Origin of the sequence: Mycolicibacterium phocaicum, from assembly GCF_010731115.1 — a bacterium.
Lineage (GTDB): Bacteria > Actinomycetota > Actinomycetes > Mycobacteriales > Mycobacteriaceae > Mycobacterium > Mycobacterium phocaicum.
Window position 1 is genome coordinate 5401039 of sequence record NZ_AP022616.1, and the last position, 20382, is coordinate 5421420.

General features: G+C 67.0%; 22 protein-coding genes. 11 read left to right on the forward strand and 11 right to left on the reverse strand.

Annotated elements, in window-relative coordinates; genetic code table 11:
• Window position 1: 1 nt before the first annotated feature.
• Together G6N46_RS26005 and G6N46_RS26010 are read left to right on the forward strand one after the other, a co-directional pair.
• The gene (locus G6N46_RS26005) at window positions 2-388 is read left to right on the forward strand and encodes a DUF742 domain-containing protein (protein ID WP_138250193.1); all 387 of its coding nucleotides are present in this window, start codon (window positions 2-4) and stop codon (window positions 386-388) included.
• A complete protein-coding gene (locus tag G6N46_RS26010; RefSeq protein ID WP_138250192.1) occupies window positions 369-947 on the forward strand; it encodes a GTP-binding protein in 579 nt (192 codons plus the stop codon). Before G6N46_RS26005 ends, G6N46_RS26010 begins: the two co-directional genes overlap by 20 nt.
• Here G6N46_RS26010 and G6N46_RS26015 read toward each other — a convergent pair.
• On the reverse strand, window positions 944-1717 hold the full coding sequence (locus G6N46_RS26015) for a DUF1906 domain-containing protein (protein WP_138250191.1): 774 nt from the start codon (window positions 1715-1717) through the stop codon (window positions 944-946). The genes G6N46_RS26010 and G6N46_RS26015 overlap by 4 nt on opposite strands.
• A gap of 20 nt (window positions 1718-1737) precedes the next feature.
• Here G6N46_RS26015 and G6N46_RS26020 point away from each other — a divergent pair, with 20 nt between their 5' ends.
• From G6N46_RS26020 to G6N46_RS26030, 3 genes are all read left to right on the forward strand, one after another.
• Complete coding sequence (locus G6N46_RS26020; RefSeq protein WP_064860851.1) at window positions 1738-2307, forward strand: pentapeptide repeat-containing protein; 570 nt, start codon at window positions 1738-1740, stop codon at window positions 2305-2307.
• A 174-nt stretch (window positions 2308-2481) separates the two neighbouring features.
• Complete coding sequence (locus tag G6N46_RS26025; protein WP_163693034.1) at window positions 2482-3681, forward strand: DUF3060 domain-containing protein; 1200 nt, start codon at window positions 2482-2484, stop codon at window positions 3679-3681.
• A gap of 245 nt (window positions 3682-3926) precedes the next feature.
• A complete protein-coding gene (locus G6N46_RS26030) occupies window positions 3927-5018 on the forward strand; it encodes a DUF3060 domain-containing protein (RefSeq protein WP_163693036.1) in 1092 nt (363 codons plus the stop codon).
• Window positions 5019-5023: 5 nt separating this feature from the next.
• Here G6N46_RS26030 and G6N46_RS26035 read toward each other — a convergent pair whose 3' ends face one another.
• Window positions 5024-7720 carry an FHA domain-containing protein gene (locus G6N46_RS26035; RefSeq protein ID WP_138250188.1) on the reverse strand — a complete coding sequence of 899 codons (2697 nt, stop codon included), beginning with the start codon at window positions 7718-7720 and terminating at the stop codon, window positions 5024-5026.
• Window positions 7721-7769: 49 nt separating this feature from the next.
• The gene (locus G6N46_RS26040; protein ID WP_138250187.1) at window positions 7770-8960 is read right to left on the reverse strand and encodes an NADH:flavin oxidoreductase; all 1191 of its coding nucleotides are present in this window, start codon (window positions 8958-8960) and stop codon (window positions 7770-7772) included.
• A 70-nt stretch (window positions 8961-9030) separates the two neighbouring features.
• On the opposite strand from G6N46_RS26040, the gene G6N46_RS26045 reads away from it, so the two are divergent.
• Window positions 9031-9882 (forward strand): bifunctional methylenetetrahydrofolate dehydrogenase/methenyltetrahydrofolate cyclohydrolase, encoded by an 852-nt coding sequence (locus G6N46_RS26045; RefSeq protein ID WP_061004802.1) that lies wholly within the window; start codon window positions 9031-9033, stop codon window positions 9880-9882.
• Window positions 9879-10172 carry a DUF3017 domain-containing protein gene (locus G6N46_RS26050; RefSeq protein WP_061004795.1) on the forward strand — a complete coding sequence of 98 codons (294 nt, stop codon included), beginning with the start codon at window positions 9879-9881 and terminating at the stop codon, window positions 10170-10172. Before G6N46_RS26045 ends, G6N46_RS26050 begins: the two co-directional genes overlap by 4 nt.
• A gap of 22 nt (window positions 10173-10194) precedes the next feature.
• Here G6N46_RS26050 and G6N46_RS26055 read toward each other — a convergent pair whose 3' ends face one another.
• Window positions 10195-11226 carry an AraC family transcriptional regulator gene (locus G6N46_RS26055; RefSeq protein WP_135355422.1) on the reverse strand — a complete coding sequence of 344 codons (1032 nt, stop codon included), beginning with the start codon at window positions 11224-11226 and terminating at the stop codon, window positions 10195-10197.
• Window positions 11227-11297: 71 nt separating this feature from the next.
• On the opposite strand from G6N46_RS26055, the gene G6N46_RS26060 reads away from it, so the two are divergent.
• Complete coding sequence (locus G6N46_RS26060; RefSeq protein ID WP_135355421.1) at window positions 11298-12770, forward strand: amidase; 1473 nt, start codon at window positions 11298-11300, stop codon at window positions 12768-12770.
• Window positions 12771-12878: 108 nt separating this feature from the next.
• The gene (locus G6N46_RS26065) at window positions 12879-13253 is read left to right on the forward strand and encodes a DoxX family protein (RefSeq protein ID WP_061004791.1); all 375 of its coding nucleotides are present in this window, start codon (window positions 12879-12881) and stop codon (window positions 13251-13253) included.
• 60 nt (window positions 13254-13313) lie between these two features.
• Here the strand turns inward: G6N46_RS26065 and G6N46_RS26070 are convergent, their stop codons facing one another.
• The 6 genes from G6N46_RS26070 to G6N46_RS26090 form a co-directional block, all read right to left on the reverse strand.
• Window positions 13314-13724, reverse strand: coding sequence for a hypothetical protein (locus G6N46_RS26070; protein WP_138250186.1), 411 nt, complete (start codon window positions 13722-13724; stop codon window positions 13314-13316).
• 9 nt (window positions 13725-13733) lie between these two features.
• Entirely contained in the window at window positions 13734-14423 is a 690-nt protein-coding gene (locus G6N46_RS26075; protein ID WP_061004786.1) for a hypothetical protein, read from the reverse strand.
• On the reverse strand, window positions 14420-14548 hold the full coding sequence (locus G6N46_RS28990; protein ID WP_256370088.1) for a hypothetical protein: 129 nt from the start codon (window positions 14546-14548) through the stop codon (window positions 14420-14422). Before G6N46_RS28990 ends, G6N46_RS26075 begins: the two co-directional genes overlap by 4 nt.
• Before the next feature lie 37 nt (window positions 14549-14585).
• The gene (locus G6N46_RS26080; RefSeq protein ID WP_138250185.1) at window positions 14586-15377 is read right to left on the reverse strand and encodes a CbbQ/NirQ/NorQ/GpvN family protein; all 792 of its coding nucleotides are present in this window, start codon (window positions 15375-15377) and stop codon (window positions 14586-14588) included.
• The gene (locus G6N46_RS26085) at window positions 15374-16897 is read right to left on the reverse strand and encodes a nitric oxide reductase activation protein NorD (RefSeq protein ID WP_138250184.1); all 1524 of its coding nucleotides are present in this window, start codon (window positions 16895-16897) and stop codon (window positions 15374-15376) included. The genes G6N46_RS26080 and G6N46_RS26085 overlap by 4 nt, the downstream gene beginning before the upstream one ends.
• Window positions 16898-17026: 129 nt before the next feature.
• A complete protein-coding gene (locus G6N46_RS26090) occupies window positions 17027-17635 on the reverse strand; it encodes a TetR/AcrR family transcriptional regulator (protein WP_138250183.1) in 609 nt (202 codons plus the stop codon).
• A gap of 121 nt (window positions 17636-17756) precedes the next feature.
• Here G6N46_RS26090 and G6N46_RS26095 point away from each other — a divergent pair, with 121 nt between their 5' ends.
• Entirely contained in the window at window positions 17757-18392 is a 636-nt protein-coding gene (locus G6N46_RS26095; RefSeq protein WP_138250182.1) for a TetR/AcrR family transcriptional regulator, read from the forward strand.
• Between the two features lie 2 nt (window positions 18393-18394).
• Window positions 18395-19921, forward strand: a complete 1527-nt coding sequence (locus tag G6N46_RS26100; protein ID WP_138250181.1) for an FAD-dependent monooxygenase — start codon at window positions 18395-18397, stop codon at window positions 19919-19921.
• Here G6N46_RS26100 and G6N46_RS26105 read toward each other — a convergent pair.
• The gene (locus G6N46_RS26105; RefSeq protein ID WP_138250180.1) at window positions 19911-20330 is read right to left on the reverse strand and encodes a nuclear transport factor 2 family protein; all 420 of its coding nucleotides are present in this window, start codon (window positions 20328-20330) and stop codon (window positions 19911-19913) included. The genes G6N46_RS26100 and G6N46_RS26105 overlap by 11 nt on opposite strands.
• Window positions 20331-20382 lie beyond the last annotated feature (52 nt).

Genomic DNA, 20382 nt, shown 5'->3' on the forward strand with positions numbered 1-20382 from the left:
CATGGAGCCGACATCTGACGCCTGGGAGTCCGCGTTCACCGCGGAGCAGCCCAGCCTGGTGCGGCCCTACACGCTGACCGCGGGCCGGACCACCAGCGAGATCGAGCTGCCCATGGAGGCGCCGATCTACCCGCTGGCGGCCGCCCCGGCGTCGCACTGGCCCGGCAACGACGTGCGCGGCGAGATTCTCAAACTCGGTTCCACCCGGCCCTCGGTGGCCGAGGTCGCGGCAAAGTTAGCAATACCACTCGGTGTTGCGCGTGTGCTGATCGGCGACCTCGTCACGCAGGGTTATCTTCAAGTACACGCCACGCTCGGCACCACGGCGAGCATCGACGACCGGCGTGACTTGATCGGGAGGACACTGCGTGGCCTACGGGCTCTCTAATCGGCACGCCCCCGCGTCGACGAAGATCGTCATCTCGGGTGGGTTCGGTGCCGGTAAGACGACGTTCGTCGGCGCGGTCTCCGAGATCATGCCGCTGCGCACCGAGGCCATCGTCACCAACGCCTCGGTCGGCGTCGACGCGCTCGCCGGCACCCCCGACAAGAACACCACCACGGTGGCCATGGACTTCGGCCGCATCACCCTGGCGGACGACCTGGTGCTCTACCTGTTCGGGACACCGGGGCAACGCCGGTTCTGGTTCATGTGGGACGACCTCGTGCGCGGCGCCATCGGCGCGATCATCCTGGTCGACGTCCGCCGGCTGCAGGACAGCTTCGCCGCCGTCGACTTCTTCGAGGCGCGCGGTCTGCCGTTCATCATCGCGGTCAACGAATTCGACGGCGCGCCAAGGCATCCCGGCCATGCGGTCCGCAAGGCGCTGGCGCTGCCCGACCACATCCCGGTCGTCACCGTCGACGCGCGGCAGCGGCAGTCGGCGCGTGACGCACTGATCACCGTCACCGAATACGCGCTGACGCGGCTGGGTGCCCCCGCCTAACGAGCCAGGTCCCACTGGCCGTAATCGGGAGCCAGGATGTCGTCCTCGTCGACGTGGTAGTCACCGATCATGGTGCCCGGGTCCGAGGCCGTCACCACCGTCGCCTGATACAGCACCGCCATCGGGGCGCGGGCGCCGCCGGACCAGGCCCGCGTCTGCCAGGCCCAGCGATGTCTCGGTGTGGTCGAGCGGCCGATGACGCCGTCGTCGGCCGCCCAGGTGACCTGGCGGGCACCGCCGTAGATGCCCGTGCGCTGCACCCCGAGCACGGAATTGATGCCCTTGAACCATTGCAGCGCAACGTTTTTCCAGGTGTCGGCGGAGATGTCCTCGTCGACGCTGAAGAAGATCGGTGCGGTGTCGGGCCCACCGGCCGCACCATGCAGGCTCAGCGCGGTGCGGGCGTCGGCCACGCCGCCGTCGAAGCCGCGGGTGTAGTCCGACGGGCTGTTCACCCACCCGGGCTTGCCGTACTGGTAGACGCTCACCACATGCAGACCCGCCGCCCGCAGCGCGTCGGTGTAGCCGCGGCTGACGGGCTTGAAGTCGAAGGTGGCGCCCGGCCGGAGTTCGGACACGTAGACGATGACGCCGGTGTAGCCGGCGGCGACCACCTGGTCGACAGGTACTTGCAGATGCGTGAAGTCGATCAGTTTGCCGTTGTCTGCCAAGGCAATCGGGGTACTCAGTGTCGCGGCCAGTCCGGCTGCGGTCAGAGTGAGGAAACCACGTCTCGACAGGCGGTCAGCGGGGCGTGCCATGTCTGCCATGGGGGCTATCGTACGAACTCGTGACGGTTCCCGACGAGCACTGGCAAGACACGGAATTCACCGGAGTCGTCTTTCGCGACGAGTACGACGGCGACCTGAGCCGGCTGCGCACCGAGCGGGTCGTCTTCACCGACTGCGACTTCAGTGGCGTCGACCTCACCGAGTCCGAGCATTCCGGCTCGGCGTTCCGTAACTGCACCTTCCGGCGGACTTCGCTGGCGCACAGCACGTTCCGGCACTGCACCCTGTTGGGGTCGACGTTCACCGAGTGCTCGATGCGGCCCATCACCATGATCGAGGTCGACCTGCGACTCGCCGTGCTGGCCGGCTGCGACCTGCGTTCGGTGGACCTGACCGACTGCCGGCTGTCGGAGGCCTCGCTGGTCGGTACCGATCTGCGCAAGGCCGTGCTGCGCGCCGCCGATCTACGGGGCGCGCGGGTGCAGAACGCGAAGTTCGAGCAGGCGGACCTGCGCGCAGCCCGTACCGATGCGACGTTCTGGACCACCGCCGGGTTGCGGGGCGCCCGCATCGACGTCGACCAGGCCATCGCCTACGCCGTCGCCCACGGGCTGGATTTGTCGTCCTGACCGTGGCGGCTTCGCCCCCGGTTAGGTAGCTGTACTCGACAACTGGGGTACGGCACTACTCCAGGAACTCACGTTCGCAGGACTTATCTTTCGGCCCAGGGCAACCGTCGGCGTTGCGGGGCAGGCGAGGAGTGAGCGATGGGGAATGCGAGCTGTATCGGACGGGTCGGCGCATTGGCGGCCGCGTTGGGTATCGGGGTGGGACTGCTGGCAGCGCCCGGCGTCGCGGCAGCCAAACCGTCGTCTTCGTCGTCAGACGGTGCGTCGCCGACGTCCGCTTCGCCGCCGACCACGGATTCCCCGAAGCATGTTCCGTCGGGCCAGAACATGGCCGTCGCGACCAACGGAGTGGTGCGCGTCGAAAAGGGCACGGCTACCGCGATCTCCGACGGACAGGGTTCGGTGGCCATCGCGCGCGGTGTCGATTCGTCAGCGGTTGCATCGGGCGGGTCGAAGGCGATCGCCAGGGGCGTGGGGTCCACGGCCATCTCCGATGTGGGGCGGTGTGATTGCGCGAGCAAGCCCAACAAGGCGATCGCCAGCGGCGACGGCAGCGTCGCGGTTGCCGCCGGTTCCGGCAACACAGCGATCGCTTCAGGCGAGGAGAGCTTCGCCTCCACGATCGGGGTCAACAACACTGCCACTGCGTCTGGCGAGCACAGTGTCGCAATTGTGAATGGCACCAACAACACGGCGACCGCTTCGGGCGCCAACTCTCACGCCGGGGCCTTTGGGGATGGCAACACGGTGTCGGCCTACGGCCAGACTGCCGTACAGGTGGACGGGTCGGACAACACGGTCGCGGTCCATGGCAGTGAGGACGCCGATGAGGACCACGCCGCGGTTGCCGTGGTCAATGGTGACAACAACGACGTTGTGGTGTTCGGCAGCCATAACCAGACGCTGGTGGAAGGCGACAGCAACACACTGACGGTGAACAGCTCCGGCACCTCCAGCTCTTCCATCAATGACAACGCCAGCGAAAGCACCATCGTCGGCGACAACAACGTGGCCACTGTCCAGGGTGCTATCAGCGGCGTGAACATTCACGGTGACGGCAACCAGGCCCAGGCCGGCTTTGGTGGCGGCGACACCGCGAATTATGTGGTGATAGACGGAAACAACAACGTCGGGGAAGCCGGCCACGGCGATGTCAACTATGTCGGCATCGACGGCAACAACAGCACCGCCACAGCCTTCGGCTCCTATCAGAACCAGGCATTTGTCGACGGCGACAACAGCACTGCCATCGCCGGCCCTGGGGTTTTCAATACCGCCACGGCCGAGGGTCCCAACAGCCACGCCGGCGCCCTCGGCACCAACAGCACCGCCGAGGCCGGGCCGAACGAAACCGTCGTCGTCTACACGCCGTAGTCAGGTGATCAATCTCAAGCAACCGCCGGTGTTGCAGGGCAGGTGAGGAGTGAATCATGGGGTATGCCAGCTGTATTGGACGGGTCGGCACATTGGCGGCCGCGTTGGGTATCGGAGTGGGACTGCTGGCCACACCTGGCGTCGCCGCGGCCAAGCCGTCATCTTCGTCGTCAGACGGTTCGTCACTGACGCCGGACGTGCCGACGACGTCGGATTCGCCACGACGTACTGCGCCGGGGCAGAACATGGCCGTCGCGACCAACGGCGTGGTGCGAGTCGACAAGGGCACGGCTACAGCGATTTCCGACGGACAGGGTTCGGTGGCCATAGCGCGGGGTGTCGATTCGTCGGCACTCGCATCGGGCGGGTCGAAGGCGTTCGCGAGGGGTGCCGGGGCCACGGCCATCGCCGATCCGGGACGGTGTGATTGTGCGGGCAGCCCCAACAAGGCGATTGCCAGCGGTGACGGAAGCACCGCGACGGCGACCGGATCCGGCAACACAGCAGTTGCCTCGGGCAACTACAGCACCGCCACAGCGACAGGGATCGCCAATACGGCCACCGCCTCCGGCTACGACAGCACAGCGACTGCGACCGGGCTCAGTAATACGGCTACCGCCTCCGGCGCCGGTAGCACCGCGACCGCGACCGGGGCTAGCAACACGGTCACGGCCCACGACAGTCAGAGCGATGCGACCGCAATTGGCGGTGGCAACACGGTGTCCGCCTATGGCTACCAAACTGAAGTCACGGTGCAGGGGAATGCCAATACCGTTGCCATCCATGGCGACCCGGTCGCCTATCAGGACAACGCGACGACGGCCGAAGTCACCGGTGACAACAACAAGGTGACCGTTTTCGGCGGTGACACCGAAACTCGCGTGGAAGGCGACGGCAATAAGGTGACGGTCAACGGCTCAAGTGACCCCAACACCATATTCGGCGGATTCAGCGACATTGTCGGTGACAACAATGTGGCGACTGTGCAGGGCTACGAAAGCGGCGTGCTCATCAACGGCGACGGCAATCAGGTCCGGGCTGGTTTCGGAGGTAGCGACGCGGCAAACTTTGTCCAAGTGATCGGGAACGACAACACTGGCGAAGCCGGTCACGGCCAGTTCAATGAGGCCGGCGTCTACGGCAACAACAGCACCGCTGTGGCCTACGGAGATGAGAACTTCGCGGCTGTCACCGGGGACAACAGCAGTGCCGTTGCCGGTCCCGGCGTCAACAACGAGGCCAGGGCCGACGGCCCCAACAGTAGCGCCGGCGCCCTCGGCACCAACAGCACCGCGGAGGCTGGGCCGAACGAAACTGTCGTCGTCTACACCCCGTAGCCCCGTCAGTCCGCTTTGAGGCGAATCCGCCAGCGCACGAAGCCGAGATAGACCGCCGAGAGCAGCAGCAGGGCGCCGATGTCGGTCCACCACGCGCCGGTGGTGTGGTGCCAGAACTTGTCGTTGGGTAACACCGGCTCAGGCACCAATCTGGTCAGATCGATGGTCGACGCCGACGACGCGAAGCCCCACCGCGCCGGGGTGAGCCAGGACAACTGATCGAGCACCACGCGGCCGGTCACCGGAATCAAGCCGCCCGAGAACACCAACTGGCTCATCACCGCCACGACGAGCAGCGGCATGATCTGCTCGGCGGATTTGGCCAGACCGGACAATGCCAGACCCGTCATGGCCGCGGCCACACACGTCATCGAGATATCGACGAACATCTCGATGCTGCGGCTGGGTATCACCGAACCATTGGTGACCGACCCCGCGCCCCAGCCCTTGCCGATGATCGTGATGGCCACGACGATCGAGGACTGCACGATGGCGAAGGCAGTGAACACCGCAACCTTGGCCGCCAGGTAGGCGGTGGTCGAGAGGCCGACGGCCTGTTCCCGACGGAAGATCGCCCGCTCACCGATCAGCGCGCGAATGGTCAGCGCAGTGCCCATGAAGATGGCGCCGACGTTCATCATCACCAGGATCTGGCCCGGCTCGCTCGGCGCGGCGCCGAAATCAGGTGGGCCGGCCGGGAGTGGTTTACCGAAGCCCACACCCGACTTGTTCGGCCCGCCACCCGGCACCGACAGTGACAGCACACCCATGATGAACGGCAGGAACAGCAGGAACGCGGTGTAGGCGCGGTCGGCCAGGATCAGCTTCACCTGGCGTCGAGCGATGGTGGAGAACTGTCGCAGCAGCGACGTCTTCGCCGGCGCGCCCAGGTCGGCCGGTGTTGCCGCGGCCGGCTGCGGGGGCGGCGGCCCGGAGCGTTGCAGGAATTGCTGGTGGGCCGCCTCCGGATCGCCGGCAACCGACGAGAAGATGTCGGCCCAGTTGGTGGTGCCCAGCTCCGGACCGATCTGGCTCGGCGGGCCGCAGAATGCCGTCATGCCGCCGGGCGCCAGCAGCAGCACCTGATCGCAGACGTCCAGGTAGGTCAGCGAGTGCGTGACCACCAGAACGACACGACCGGCATCGGCCAGCTGGCGCAGCATCGTCATCACCTGGCGGTCGAGTGCCGGGTCCAGGCCCGAGGTCGGCTCATCCAGGATCAGCAACGACGGCCCCGTCAGCAGCTCGAGCGCCACGGAGGCACGCTTGCGCTGCCCGCCGGACAGCTTCGCGACCCGGGTGTCCAGATGCTTCGTCATCTCGAGCTCTTCGAGCACCTGCATGACGACCTGCTCGCGGTCTTCCTTCGTGGTGTCCGGCGGCAACCGCAGCTCGGCGGCGTACATCAGGGCCTGCCGGACGGTCAGATCGCCGTGCACCACGTCGTCCTGCGGCACCATGCCGATTCGGGATCGCAGCGAGGCGTACTCGGCGTGGATGTCGTGGCCCTCGAAGGTGACGGTGCCACTGGTCGGGTGGGTCAGGCCGGCGACCTGCTTGGAGAACGTCGACTTGCCGGCGCCGGACGGGCCGATCACCGCGGTGAGCGTGCCGGGGCGGGCGTCCAGCGAGATGTTGTTCAGCAGGGTCTTGTTGCCCTCGATGGTCCATGTCAGGCCGTGGACCTCGAGGCCGCCGGTGCGGGTGTCGGCGGTGGTGACGGTGCGCCGGGCCAAGGTCCCGCCGCTGTAGACGAGGTCGACGTTACCGATGGTGACGGTGTCGCCGTCGCGAAGCATCGCCTCCTCGACCCGCTGGCCGTTGACGAACGTGCCATTGATGCTGCGGTTGTCGATGATCTGCGCGCCGCCGCCGGCGGACGGCACCAACGTCGCGTGGTGCCGCGATGCCAGGACGTCGGGGATGACGATGTCGTTGTCGGTGCCGCGACCGATCTTGATGGCTCCGGCCGGCACCTCGGCGTTGCGGCCGGGCCGCAGGATCTTGAGCATCGTCGTGCCGAGGTTGTTCTCGCTGGGCCGCGCGACGGCGGTCGGCCCGAACTGCGTGGCAGGCGAGCTCGACTCTTCAGGAACGACCCGCGCCGGTGCCGGCCGCGACATCGGCGCAGACGGCGGCGCGTACTGCTGGGGGCCGGTCGGGTAGCGCGGTGGCTGCTGCTGGCCATACTGCGGCTGCGGTCCACTCGGATACTGCGGCTGCGGACCCGACGGGCTGAAGGTCTGGGGGCCGCTCGGGTAGCGCTGCTGCGCCGCCGACGGTGGGGTGTACGGCTGCTGGCTGGGCCACGTCGCGCTGGGTCGGTGGTTGGTCGACGGCGTCGGGGTGACGGGCATGGACGTCGTCGGCGGCGTGCCGGCCGGGCCCAGGTGCTGGCCGACCTCGAAGGTCAGCAGCGGTCCGTCGGGGTTACCGATGTTCACCGCCGAGCCGTTGTGCAGATCGGCGGCCGGGACACGCTGCCCGTTGACGTACATGCCGTTGAGGCTGCCGTTGTCGACCGCGACCCAGCGGCCGTGATCGAAACGCAGCATCAGGTGTGCGCGCGAGATCAGCGGGTGGGCGACGCGGAAGTCGGCGCGCAGATCGCGGCCGACGACGACGTCGTTTCCCGGGGCGAACGTGCGCGTGGTGGCGTCATGGCGAACGGTTAGCGCTGGCAGTGCGGCTGGTCCAGTCATCGAAGGCAACTCTATCCGTTGCCGGGGACTTTCCTGGGGACCAGCCGGGTCAGTACGGCTTGCCGGTGACCACGCAGTGGGTCCGGGTGTAGATGGTGGGCATGCACAGATTGCAGTGTGTGCAGCCTGATTTCGTGGTGTTGTCGGCCTGGATGCGGTTCAGCAGGTCAGGTTCGGCCAGCAGGGCCCGGCCCATCGCGACGAATTCGAACCCTTCGGCCATGGCCAAATCCATCGTGTCGCGGTTGGTGATGCCACCCAGCAGGATCAGCGGCATCGACAGTTCGGCCCGGAACTGGCGGGCCTGCTCGAGCAGGAACGCCTCCCGGTACGGATACTCGCGGAAGAACTTGTGTCCGCTCATCCGGATGCCCCAACGCAGCGGGGGCTTGAAGTTGGCGGCGAACTCCTTGACCGGGGCGTCGCCGCGGAACAGGTACATCGGGTTCACCAGCGAGCTGCCCGCGGTGAGCTCGAGGGCATCGAGGTTGCCGTCTTCTTGCAGCCACTGGGCGGTCTGCAGGGACTCCTCGAGGGGGATGCCGCCGCGCACGCCGTCGGTCATGGTGAGTTTGGCGATCACCGCGATCTGATCCCCGACGGCCTCGCGTACGGCGGCCACGGTGCCGCGGGCCACCTTGGCCCGGTTGTGCAGGGAGCCGCCGAACTCGTCGCGGCGCTTGTTGATCAACGGCGACAGGAAGGAGGAGGCGAAGTAGTTGTGGCCCAAGTGGACTTCGACGGCGTCGAACCCGGCGTCGATCGCGAGTGTGGCGGCGTTCGCGTGTGCGGCCATCACCGCGTCGATGTCGGCGCGGGTGGCTTTTTTGGCGAAGCGCATCGACAGCGGGTTGAAGAACCGCACCGGGGCCAGCGCTGTGGCTTTGTTGGTGCGGGGGTTGGCGACCGGGCCGGCGTGCCCGATCTGCGCGCTGATCGCCGCCCCCTCGCCGTGCACCGCATCAGTGAGTCTGCGCAGCCCGGGCACGGCCTCGGGACGCATCCACAACTGCCACCCATCGGTACGCCCACCCGGGGACACCGCGCAATAGGCGACCGTGGTCATCCCCACCCCACCGGCGGCCGGCAGCCGGTGATAGCGGATCAGATCGTCGGTGACCAGCGCGTCCGGGGTCGCCGCCTCGAACGTCGCCGCCTTGATCACCCGATTCCGCAACGTGATCGGACCGAGCTTGGCCGCACTGAAGACGTCAGTGGACACATTGGGCTGGGTGTTCACTTCCGCAGCTGACCACGCCGTCCTGGGTGGTGTCAACGGCGGTTCCCGCGGGCCTGACACAATGTTCGTCGTGGGTGCAATCACGCTGGACGGCAAGGCCACACGCGACGAGATCTTCACTGACCTGACCAAGCGGGTGGCGGCCTTGACTGCTGCCGGCCGGACGCCGGGTCTGGGCACGGTGCTGGTCGGCGACGACCCGGGCTCACACGCCTACGTGCGCGGCAAGCACGCCGACTGCGCCAAGGTCGGCATCAACTCGATCCGCCGGGACCTGCCCGCCGACATCAGTCAGGCCGAGCTGAACGCCGTCATCGACGAGCTGAACGCCAACCCGGAGTGCACGGGCTACATCGTGCAGCTGCCGCTGCCCAAGCATCTCGACGAGAACGCCGCGCTGGAGCGCATCGACCCCGACAAGGACGCCGACGGGCTGCACCCGACCAATCTGGGTCGGTTGGTGCTGAACGAGCCCGCACCGCTGCCGTGCACGCCGCGCGGCATCGTGCACCTGCTGCGCCGTTTCGAGGTGCCGATCGCCGGTGCGCATGTCGTGGTGATCGGCCGCGGCGTCACCGTGGGCCGGCCGATGGGCCTGCTGCTCACGCGGCGTTCGGAGAACGCGACAGTGACGTTGTGCCACACCGGAACTCGTGATCTGCCGGCACTGACCCGGCAGGCCGACATCATCATCGCGGCGGTCGGTGTGCCGCACATGCTGACTGCCGACATGGTCAAGCCGGGCGCGGCCGTCGTCGACGTGGGGGTCAGCCGGGTCGACGGCAAGCTCGCCGGCGACGTCCACCCCGACGTGTGGGATGTGGCCGGTCACGTGTCGCCCAACCCTGGCGGTGTCGGACCGCTGACCCGGGCTTTCCTGCTGGCCAACGTGGTCGAGGCTGAAGAGGCGAAACTGTCTTGACCGCAAAGGAATTCGCCCGGAAGGTATTCGCCGGCCAATGGCCGATCCTGTCGGTGGGCGTGTTCTTCGTGGTGGCTTTCGCGTTGGTGGTCGGCGGCTACTGGCGCCGCGGGGCGCTCGTGATGGCGATCGGCGTCGGGATCGCGGCGATCATGCGGCTGCTGCTGACCGATGACCGTGCCGGCCTGCTCGTGGTGCGCAGCCGGATCATCGACGTCGCGACAACAGCGTCGGTCAGCGCCGTCATGCTGTACGTGGCGTGGACCATCAATCCGTTGGGCACGGCCTAGCTTTTGGCCCGAGGCCGGTGCCTCACGCCGTCGGAAGCAGCGCGACCGGGCCGTCCTTGCGCAGCTGTGCCGGGGTGACCCCGAACCAGCGCTTGACCGACCTCGTCATGGACGACTGTTCGGAGTAGCCGAGGACGGCCGCGACTTGACTCAGGGGGAGCTCAGTTTCGAGCAGCAACCGCCGCGTCGCCGACCGGTAGACATTGGCCCGGATGTCCTCGAACGTGGCGTGCTCGTCTGACAGTCGCCGCTGCAACGTACGGGGATGCATGTTGAGCAGATCGGCGATCTCCGCCTTGGTGCCCCGATTGGCTCCGATGGTGCTCTTCAATGTGTGCTGTACGCGTTCCGAAAGGCTTTGTCCGGCTGCGGGATAACGGGCGGCGATGTACGCGATCGCCTGGCTGCGCAGGTGCGGCTTGATGGACTGGATTCGGGCGTGCAGCAGATCGCGCTCCAAATGTATTGCCGCGTAGGGCTGTTCGAAAGCGACAGGCGCATCGAAATGGGAACGGTAGGCACTGCGCGCTCCGACCGGCGAGTGTGGGAGGGACACGCCTTGCAGGCGCAGTGGAATCGGTGAAAGGCTCTGTGCCATCCGGTATGTCGACGACAGGTACGCATCGATCAACTGCCGCTGTGGGACCGCGCGCTCGAGTTGGACGTCGAAACGTACCGTGATGCAGCCGGGCAGATGCGGGCTGGGGTCTTCGATGACCAACTCGTAGCAGGGGCTGTGAAAGAACAGGTACCGGGATGCGTTGGCCGTCGCCTCGTACACCGTGTCGCTGTTCTGCACGACCACGGCGAGCAGGCCCAATATCGACAGGTCCTGACGGCTGCCCAGTCGGAGGCCGAGCGTGGGCAGCCGGTGCTGCCGGGCGGCGTTCTCGAGGAGGAGCGCGACCGCGTCGAGGGGGACCATCGTTTCGGCATCGTGCAATGCATCCGGGTCCAGCCCGCTCTGCCGGTACAACCGGTCGGGATCGCCGGAGAGTTCGCGGATGAACGGGGCGAAGTCCTGCAGCACGCTGGCTCTGATCGACTCGTCCACGCTCGTCAGTGTCGAAATCCGTGTCTCGATATGTCAAGAGCGACTTCCCGGCCGGACCGAGGATCACACTCGTGAACTTCGATGAGTACCGCAGATACGACGCCACCGGGCTGGCGAAGCTGGTCGCCGACAACGAGGTGTCGCCGGCGGAATTGCTGACGCTGGCCCAGGACCGGGCCGCAGCGGTGAATCCCAAGATCAATGCCATCGTCCGCGATGTGCCCGCCGCGTTGCCGTCGGACGAGCTCAGTGGTCCCTTCGCGGGTGTGCCGTTCCTGATCAAGGACCTGGCGCAGGACTACGCGGGCTTGCCGAGCTCACACGGCTCCCGGTCGTTGAAGGCGTTGCCGGCCACGGAACACGCGACGATCGTGCAGCGCTGGCTCGACGCCGGGTTGGTGATCTTCGGCAAGACCAATCTGCCGGAGTTCGGGGCGAAGGCCATTTCCGAACCCGAGGTCTGGGGTCCCGCGCGCAATCCGTGGGATCTGACGCGAACGCCGGGCGGCTCGTCGGGCGGTTCGGCCGCCGCGGTCGCCGCGGGAATCGTGCCCTGCGCCGGGGCCAACGACGGTGGTGGATCAACGCGCATCCCGGCGGCCTGCTGCGGACTGGTCGGGCTGAAGCCCGGACGCGGGCTGACCCCCTTCGGCCCCGGCAGCGGCGAGATGATGCACGGCGCAGCAGTGCAGGGGGTGGTCTCGCGGACGGTGCGCGACACCGCCGCGATGTTCGACGTCATCAGCGGCGGCGAGCCTGGCGGGGCCTTTGTTCCGGGGATGCCGACGTCGACGTTCGCGTCGGCTGCGGGGGAGCGCCCGGCGAAACTGCGGATCGGCGTCCGGGTGCCCGCGGCGATCACGCCGACGCCGCACCCTGAGGCGTTCGCGGCGGTGGAGGCGACGGTGCGCACCCTGACCGAGCTCGGCCACCACGTGGAGGAATTGCCGCAGGCGCCGTTCGACGACGGTGAGTTGGCGCGGGACTTCCTGCTCACCTGGTTTGTGTTTCTGGCCTGGGAGGTCGCCGATGCCAAACGACTGACGGGTGCGGGCGACGACGCGTTCGAGCGCGAGACGCTGATCATGGCGGCACTCGGACGCGCGACCAGCAGCGTCGACTACGTGGCCGCTGTGCAACGGCGCCACGACCATGCCCGCCGGCTCACCACGTTCTTCGAGTCCTACGACCTGCTACTGACGCCGACGCTGGCGACACCGCCCCCGAAGATCGGCGAGTTCGACCTGCCGGCCGCCCTGCGGCCCGCGGTCGACGTGCTGCTCAAGACCCGCACCGCATCCTTCCTGCGATACACGAAGATCGTCGACGACATGGTGGAGAAGAACCTGGGCTGGGTGCCGTATACGCAGTTGGCGAACCTGACCGGCCGCCCGGCCATCTCGTTGCCGCTGCACTGGACCGCCGACGGGCTGCCGCTCGGTGTCCAGTTCGTGGCTCCGCTCGGAGGTGAATCGCTGCTCATCAAGCTGGCCGCTCAACTCGAGGAGGCGATGCCCTGGGCCGACCGCGTCGCCCCGATCTAGCGGCGACGCGTTCATGTCGCACTCGCGCGGGGAATTGAATCGGACTAAAGTCCGTTTAATTCGGTCGAGTCATTCCGACCGTGAAACTTCAGCCCTGAGGAGCGCAACATGAACACCGCACTGTGGATCGTCGCCGGCGTACTGGCCTTCGTCTTCGCCGGAAGCGGCATCATGAAGCTGGTCCTTCCCAAGGAGAAGCTGGTCGCGCAGGGCCTCGGCGGACTCGCCGACGTGGACCCGAACGCCATCCGCGGTATCGGCGCGGCCGAAGTGGCCGGCGCGATCGGCCTGATCGTGCCGCCGCTCGTGCACATCCTCCCGGTACTCACCCCGCTGGCCGCCCTCGGCCTGGCGGTGGTCATGGTCGGCGCGATCGTCGTGCACGGCCGGCGCAAGGAGTACCCGAATGTCGCCGTCAACGTGGTCCTGCTGGGTCTCGCCCTGTTCGTCGCCTGGGGCCGATTCGGCGCCTACGCCTTCTGATCTCTGGGATTTGTGCACGGTTTTCCGCGGTAGCCGCGGAAAACCGTGCACAAATCGCTGTCAGTGACCGCCGGTGCGGGCGAGCCGATCTTCGTGAATCTGCACCAGCTCGCGGAAACCGAGCCGGTGGTAGTGCGGCACCGGCTGCACGCCCCAGGTGTCCTGGGCGGTTTTCTGCCCGGTCGCCTCGGCAGGCCCACCGAATGGCGCACCTGAAAAGTCGTAGGGAAACTTGCATTCCACGGTGTCGTCGGAGTAGCGCACCTTCATCAACTCGCTGCAGATCTCTCTGAACGACAACGTCGGCCAGCCGTACCAGACGGCCAGCGCCGGCATGGTGAACGACCCCTCGATGACGAGGCCGAACAGGCAGATGAAGAGCCCGCGCTTGAGCCACTTGTGCATGTTGGCGTAGACGGGTGTGGTGCCCAAGGGGAGGGCCGGCGTGGATTCGGCTTCGGTGGTGGTCATGGAATTCCTTTAGTCGCTGAAGATTTCGCGATTGACGGTGTGCAGATACGGGATGGCCAGGAACGGCGTGATGTAGAAGATGTCGTACAACCACCAGCCGACGACGGGGAAAACCACACCGGCGTAACGGATGTCGGCGAACATCGTCATGTTGAACGTGTAACCGATCCAGATGACGATGCCGAACCAGCAGGTGATGATGAGCCACTGGTGCCCCCACCGCTTCATCTGCAGGAACGCGATGCCGGCCGCGATGCGCATGGTGAACACTGTCAGGATCAGCGCGACCTCCCAGGCTTTTTCGCCCGGCGCGCCGGCTCCGCCGATCCACAGTTCGTTGTAGTGCCAGAAGTATCCGGCGTCGAACATGTTGCCCCACGCCGTGATGATGGTGCGGTTCAGCAGCGTGTGATTGGCCAGCAGATCCAACGACCACCCGATGCTGTTGAGCGCGGCGTCGAGGATCACCAGATAGCCGATGAGCGTCACGATGATCGGCCGCACCGACAGTCCGGCCTTCTGCGCGCGCCGTTGCAGCCAGACGCCGCGCAGGAAGAACGGCAGCCCGACGAACCCGATGAACATCGACCCCATCAACAGCGTGCCGGTGATCAGCCAGCGGTCGGCCTGCCGTTGCGCTTGCCGGGATTCGTCGTGGTGCTGGTCGTAACCGACCGTGGGGATGGTCGTCGAACTCACAGTGACCACCAGCCACGGACGATCGACATGTGCAGCTGGATCAGGAACATCGCCAGTAGCCAGCCGTAGGCGAAAAGCTGGAAGACGATCAGCGCCCGTTTGCGTTTGCGGTCCTGCTCATTCATGGTCGTGAAACTCCCTTTCTGACTGTGACATTGGTGGTCAGCGGATGCCCGCGGGTTGCAGGCACGCAGCTGCGATCTCCCGTAGGCCTTCGCTGATGGCGCCGTCGCTGCTCAGCGGGGCCAGTACCGCGGCTTCGGCGGCCGACATCTCGTCGGCACCCGCGGCGACAAGGTGCGCCGCCGAGACCAGCACGCGGGTCGACGGCGGCTCGAAATGGAAGGCGTCGTCGGCCTGGCGAATGCTGTTGGCGCACTGCACGAGCCGCGATGCGGCGCCGATGTCGATACCGGTTTCGCCCACGAGTACTTCGGCCTCGCGGTCGGGTGGCAGATAGGTCATCGCGATGGTGACGAAGCGCTGCCGGAACGACGGTTTGAGGTCCTTGAGTGAATGCCGGTACGCGGGGTTGTACGAGCAGACGAGCAGGAAGGAATCGGGTGCCGGCACCACTTCGCCGGCGCGGTCCAGATAGAGGGTGCGGCGGTGGTCGGTCAGTGAATGCAGGATCGCCAGCGAGTCATGGCGCGCCTCCACCACCTCGTCGAGATAGCAGATGGCGCCATCTTTGACGGCGCGGGTCAGTGGGCCGTCGGTCCAGAGCACATCACCGCCGGCGACGACGAACCGGCCGACCAGGTCTGAACTGGTGAGGTCGTCATGACAGCTGATGGTGACTACGGGCCGTCCCAACACGCTGCCCATGTGCTCGACGAAGCGCGTCTTGCCGCAGCCCGTCGGTCCGGTGAGCATGACCGGCAGCCGACGCTGATACGCCTGACTGAACGTGATCACCTCGTCGCCGGCCGGCAGGTATGGCGAATCGGTCATGCGGATACCAACTCTCGGTGTACGTGCGCCAGAACACGGGGAAGTTCCTCGATGTGGCGGATCCGCCGGGATCGGCGGGAGCCGAACACTTCGGGCAACGGATCGACCCGGACCGGTCCCAGGCCCAGGTAATAGACCCCGACGCCCGCCTCGTCGGCTTCAGCGACGGCGTGTGCGACGTCGGCCCAGGCGTACCGGCCTTCGTAGCCTTCGTCGGAGATGAGCCCGTCGCCGATCACGATGAGAACTCGACGCTGCGCGGGCTGGGTCAGGAGGCGGCTGGTCACGTGCCGGATCGGCGCGCCGAGTCGGGTGTACCCACCGGTCACCAGGCCGGACCTGCTGGGCAGCGCAAAGTGGTTGTCGCTGAAGTCTTTCAGGCATCGAACCTCGACGCGATGGCGGGTGTTTCCGCTGAAGACGAAGATGCCGTGGCGCTCGCGGGCCACGGTCATGGCTCGGGAAAGAGCGTCGGCACAAGCCAATTCGAGGTCGAACACCCGGCCTTGATGGATACCCAGCGACGAGCTGCCGTCCATCAGTACGGCGGTGACGGTGTCGCGCGCACTGGGCAGCAAGGCGCGGAACACCTTCGGCTCCTGCTGGGACCCAGCGCGACCGTCCGCATAGGCCGCGACGTAGGCGTCGACATCGAGGTCGCTGCCGTCCTCCAGTCGGTTGACCATCGTGCGGTAGGTCGGCTCATCGAACCAGCGCCGGATGTCGGGCGACGCGCCACCGCGGCGGTCGTGGCGGGTCTGTCGCCGTTCCAGGACCGCGACGTGGTCGGGCAGGAACTGGCCACGCCACGAATTCCATTCGGGGTAGGGGATTCCCGCACGTTGGTCGGGCCGGACGTCGAGGTCGTCGTCCTGGGGTCGGCTGGCCGGTGGCAGGTTGGCGTTGCGCACGCCGCCCTCGCCGCCGACCGGGATCGACATCAACCGTTGGGTGTCCGAGCGGGTTGACGACCACGGCATACGGCCGAGGGTGCGCCGGATCGCGCTCGCCAGCGTGCGGGTGGCGGCCGCGCTCAGCGGCGGTGCGCCGAGCAGCGGATAATCGGGCAGTCGTTCCCGGGACTGCGCCAAGATATCTGTGCGGGACAGGATTTCGGTTGCACAGAGGTCCGGGTCGGCCGGCTCCAGTTCGGGCAGCACCCGACGCGCTTCGGGAAGCAGGCCGGGCCAACGCCCGGCCACCCAACCCAGTGCCACCGCACCCTCGACCAGGCGGAGCGCAGCGAGTTCGCGCTCGGACAACTGGTGCAGTGGGTACTGCGCGATGCGGTCTTTCGACGGTGCGCACTGCAGGGCAACACCACATGTGTAGGTCCGCAGCGACCAGTCGGGTGCCGGTGCCGGGTAGGGGACGTGGACGACGGAACGGCTTGCGCTCAAACCGAAGTGGCGCAGGTCGCCGGAGATCAGCCGCACCCCGGCCCGTCGTCGCCCGGACAATGCCACCGCGGTCAACGCGCAGGCGCGTTCGAGCTCTGCGGCGGCGATCAATCGAGACACTGGCGGACCGGCCGGTTCAGAACGTGCCGATGTTCGAGAACATCCAGTACCAGAACGCGATGAGGGCGGCCATGGCGCCCCACGCGATGGCGAGACGGGTGATCTCCTGCCACATGGTGTCTCCTCCGGTTATCGGGCCGCGATACCTCGCAGCGCGGTGTGGACGAAGTTGTCCAGCAGGGCGGTGCGGACCTGGTCCGCACCGCGACTCGTGGTCAGCAGGGCATAGAGGCTGAGCAGGAAGTAGACCGCGCTGTGGAACGCGTCGACATCCGCATCGGCCTCACCGGCCTGGCGGGCCCGTTCGATCTCGTGGACCACCAACACGATCACCCGGTGATCGGTCCATTCGTCGTCGAGCGGGCGGTTCGAGGAAAAGTGCAGGGCCAGTACGTCTTTGAAGAGCAGTCGGCCGAGCCGCTGTTCGACGGCCACGATGACCCGGACCACCTCGTTCAGTGCCTCTTCGAGGGTGTGCGGGGTCTGCAGGAACGCGGCGAGCTCGCGGCCGGCCGTCTCCTCCGCTTGGCGTTCGAGCTCGAAGAGCACGTGCTCCTTCGTCGGGAAATGGAAGTAGAACGTGCCATGTGCGACGCCGGCCGATCTGATGATGACCCCGACATCGGCATCTGCCATTCCCGCGCGCTTGAACTCGGTGATCGCGGCATCGAGGACGCGCTGGCGGGTTTCCCGCCGTTTGGCTTCTCGCAGCGAAGGTTTGGCGGTGTCGCGGGTCATGGTGGCTCAAGTTGTACCCGCTTTACTGACCTGAGTCAATGACTTGAGTCAGCCATATTCACAGGAAATTGCCCGCTGGGCAAAGTTGCCCGGTGTGCAAAATTATCGGTACGGTGGCGGCATGTCCGAATCAGCTGACACCGGTCTGCGCGAACGAAAGAAGCTCGACACCCGTCGGGCGCTCAGTGATGCGGCGCTGCAACTGGCGTTCGACCGCGGCGGGCTGGACGCCGTCACGCGCGAGGAGATCGCGGCGCTGGCGGGAGTGTCCTTGCGGACGTTCAACAACTACTTCGCCGGTAAGTACGAGGCGCTGGCCTACCGCATCGCCGAGCGGATGCGGCGCAGTGTCGCGGTGTTTCGGTCGCGGCCGGTCGATGAGCCGCTGTGGACATCGATCATCGAGGCCGTGACGGGCACCCTCGAGGAGGAGATGGTCGACATCACCGGTGCCGATCTCATTCCGGACCGCCGCGAGCTCGTCGAAGTGCGAAAACTCATGATGCGAACCGAAGTTCGTAACGCGGTGCCGCAGATACTCTACCAGGACTGGGTGGCGGCCATCGCCGACCGAACGGGTTTGGGCCCCGACGACATGTACCCGCGCCTGGTGGTGGCCGTGGTGCGCGCCATCGGGGACACCGCGATGGAGGCGTACGCGAACGCCGATCCGCCCGTGTCCATCACCCAGCTGATGCGCGCGGGTTTCGACGCCGTCATCGCGGGACTGCCCGAACCGACCAGAACGAAGGAGTGACCATGCCCGCTGACGTCGTGATCTCCGGCGCCGGACCCAACGGCCTGATGATGGCCTGTGAACTGGCCCTCGCCGGCATCAAACCGGTCATCCTCGACGCGCTGCCCGGACCCGGCGACGAGCCCAAAGCGAACGGCCTTGTCGGACAGGTGATCCGGCAGCTCGACATGCGTGGCCTCTACCAGGCGTTCACGGGCGATCCCAACGCGCCGCAACCCGCTTACGGCTGGATGTTCTCCGGCCTGCCGCTGAATTTTGTTGGTGTCGAAGACAATCCGATGCGTGCTGTGCTGATGAAGCAGCCGCGGTTGGTCCAGCTGCTGTACGAGCGGGCACAGGCTCTCGGGGTCGAGGTGCGATGGGGGCACGCAGTGACCGCGCTGTCGGCCGGACCTGACGGCGTCACCGTCGATGTGGCCGCGCCCGACGGCCCCTATGTACTGCACGCCGATTGGCTGGTGGGTGCCGACGGCGGCCGTAGCACTGTCCGCAAGCAGTCGGGTATCGGCTTCCCGGGGCACACGTCCCCGACGGTGGCCCGGCTGGCGCATGTGCACATCGCTGACGAGTTCCGTACCGCCGACGGCGAGCTCGATGTACCAGGCTTCGGCCGGGTTCCGTTCGGGCACAACCGCTATGACTCCGGCATGGTGATCTTCTTCGAGGCGCACGGAGATCCGCCGATGCTGGGCACCCTGGAGTTCGGTTCGCTGGCGGACGACGCGCCGGGGGAGTTGACCTACGACGAGCTGAGGCAGAGCCTGCGCCGGGTACTCGGGGTCGACGTGCCGTTCGACGTGCCGGCCGGGCCCGGTCCGTTCGCGAAGCGCCGCGTCGACGGCCAGAACACCCGGCAGGCCGACGCGTACCGGTCCGGCCGCATTCTGCTGATCGGTGATGCCGCACACGTGCATTCGGCGATGGGTGGTCCGGGGCTCAATCTCGGTCTGCAGGACACCCTGAATCTGGGCTGGAAGCTGGCGGCGGTCATCAACGGCTGGGCGCCCGAGGCGTTGATCGACACGTATGAGTCCGAGCGTTATCCGGTCGGCGAGCGCGTCATGATGCACTCTCTGGCGCAGATCGCGCTCACCGCGCCCGGACCCGAGGTGCGCGCCTTGCGCACGCTTCTCGGTGAACTCTTCCAGCTGCCCGACGCCACCGCGCATATGGCCGGACTACTGGCGGGGGCCGACGTGCGCTACGAGATGGGCGGCACCACCCACCGCCTCACCGGATTCATGGTGCCGGACGAGACGTTGGACGACGGGCGCCGGCTCACCGACCTGCTACACAGCGGTCGAGGCGTGGTCCTCGACTTGTCCGGCGGCGCGGTGGCCGCGGCCGCCGCACCGTGGGAGCGCCGCGTCGACACGGTGGAGGCCGCCATGGCGGACGGGCCCGCCGCGATGCTGATCCGGCCCGACGGCTATGTCGCTTGGGCGGCAGACACTTTCGCCGCGGCGGATGCCGGTGACCTGCGCGCAGCATTGGAGCGCTGGTTCGGCCCGGTCGAGATCAGCGACTGAGCGCGCGGCGCGCGACGCCGGGGCGGGCGGCGAGCCTGGGGCCGAGCAGTAGGGCGAAGACCGTCACCGCAAGCCACGGCCGCAGGTGCGGTCGCAGCCGCCGGATCAACCCGGCATCGTCGAGTTCGAACACCAGGGCATCGGTGATGGTCAGTCCCGCGATGCGTCCGCGACTCACCGCGACGCGCGTGGGACCGTCGCCGATGACGTTCTCCCACTCCAGGTTTCGCATCCCCGCGTAGACGGCGGTCAGCAGGACGCGGAGGTCGTCGCGGCCGCGGAACACCATGCGCCCGGACAGTGGGGAGATCAGCTCGGCGTCGGGTGCGAGTGCGGCGATGAAGCGGTCGACGTCACCGCTGCGGGTGGCCGCGCAGAACGTCGCGACGGAATCTGTGCTTGTCGTCATCAGGACCCCCTGAGCGTCACTTGTTATTTGCAACCCACTCAATCAGAGTCCA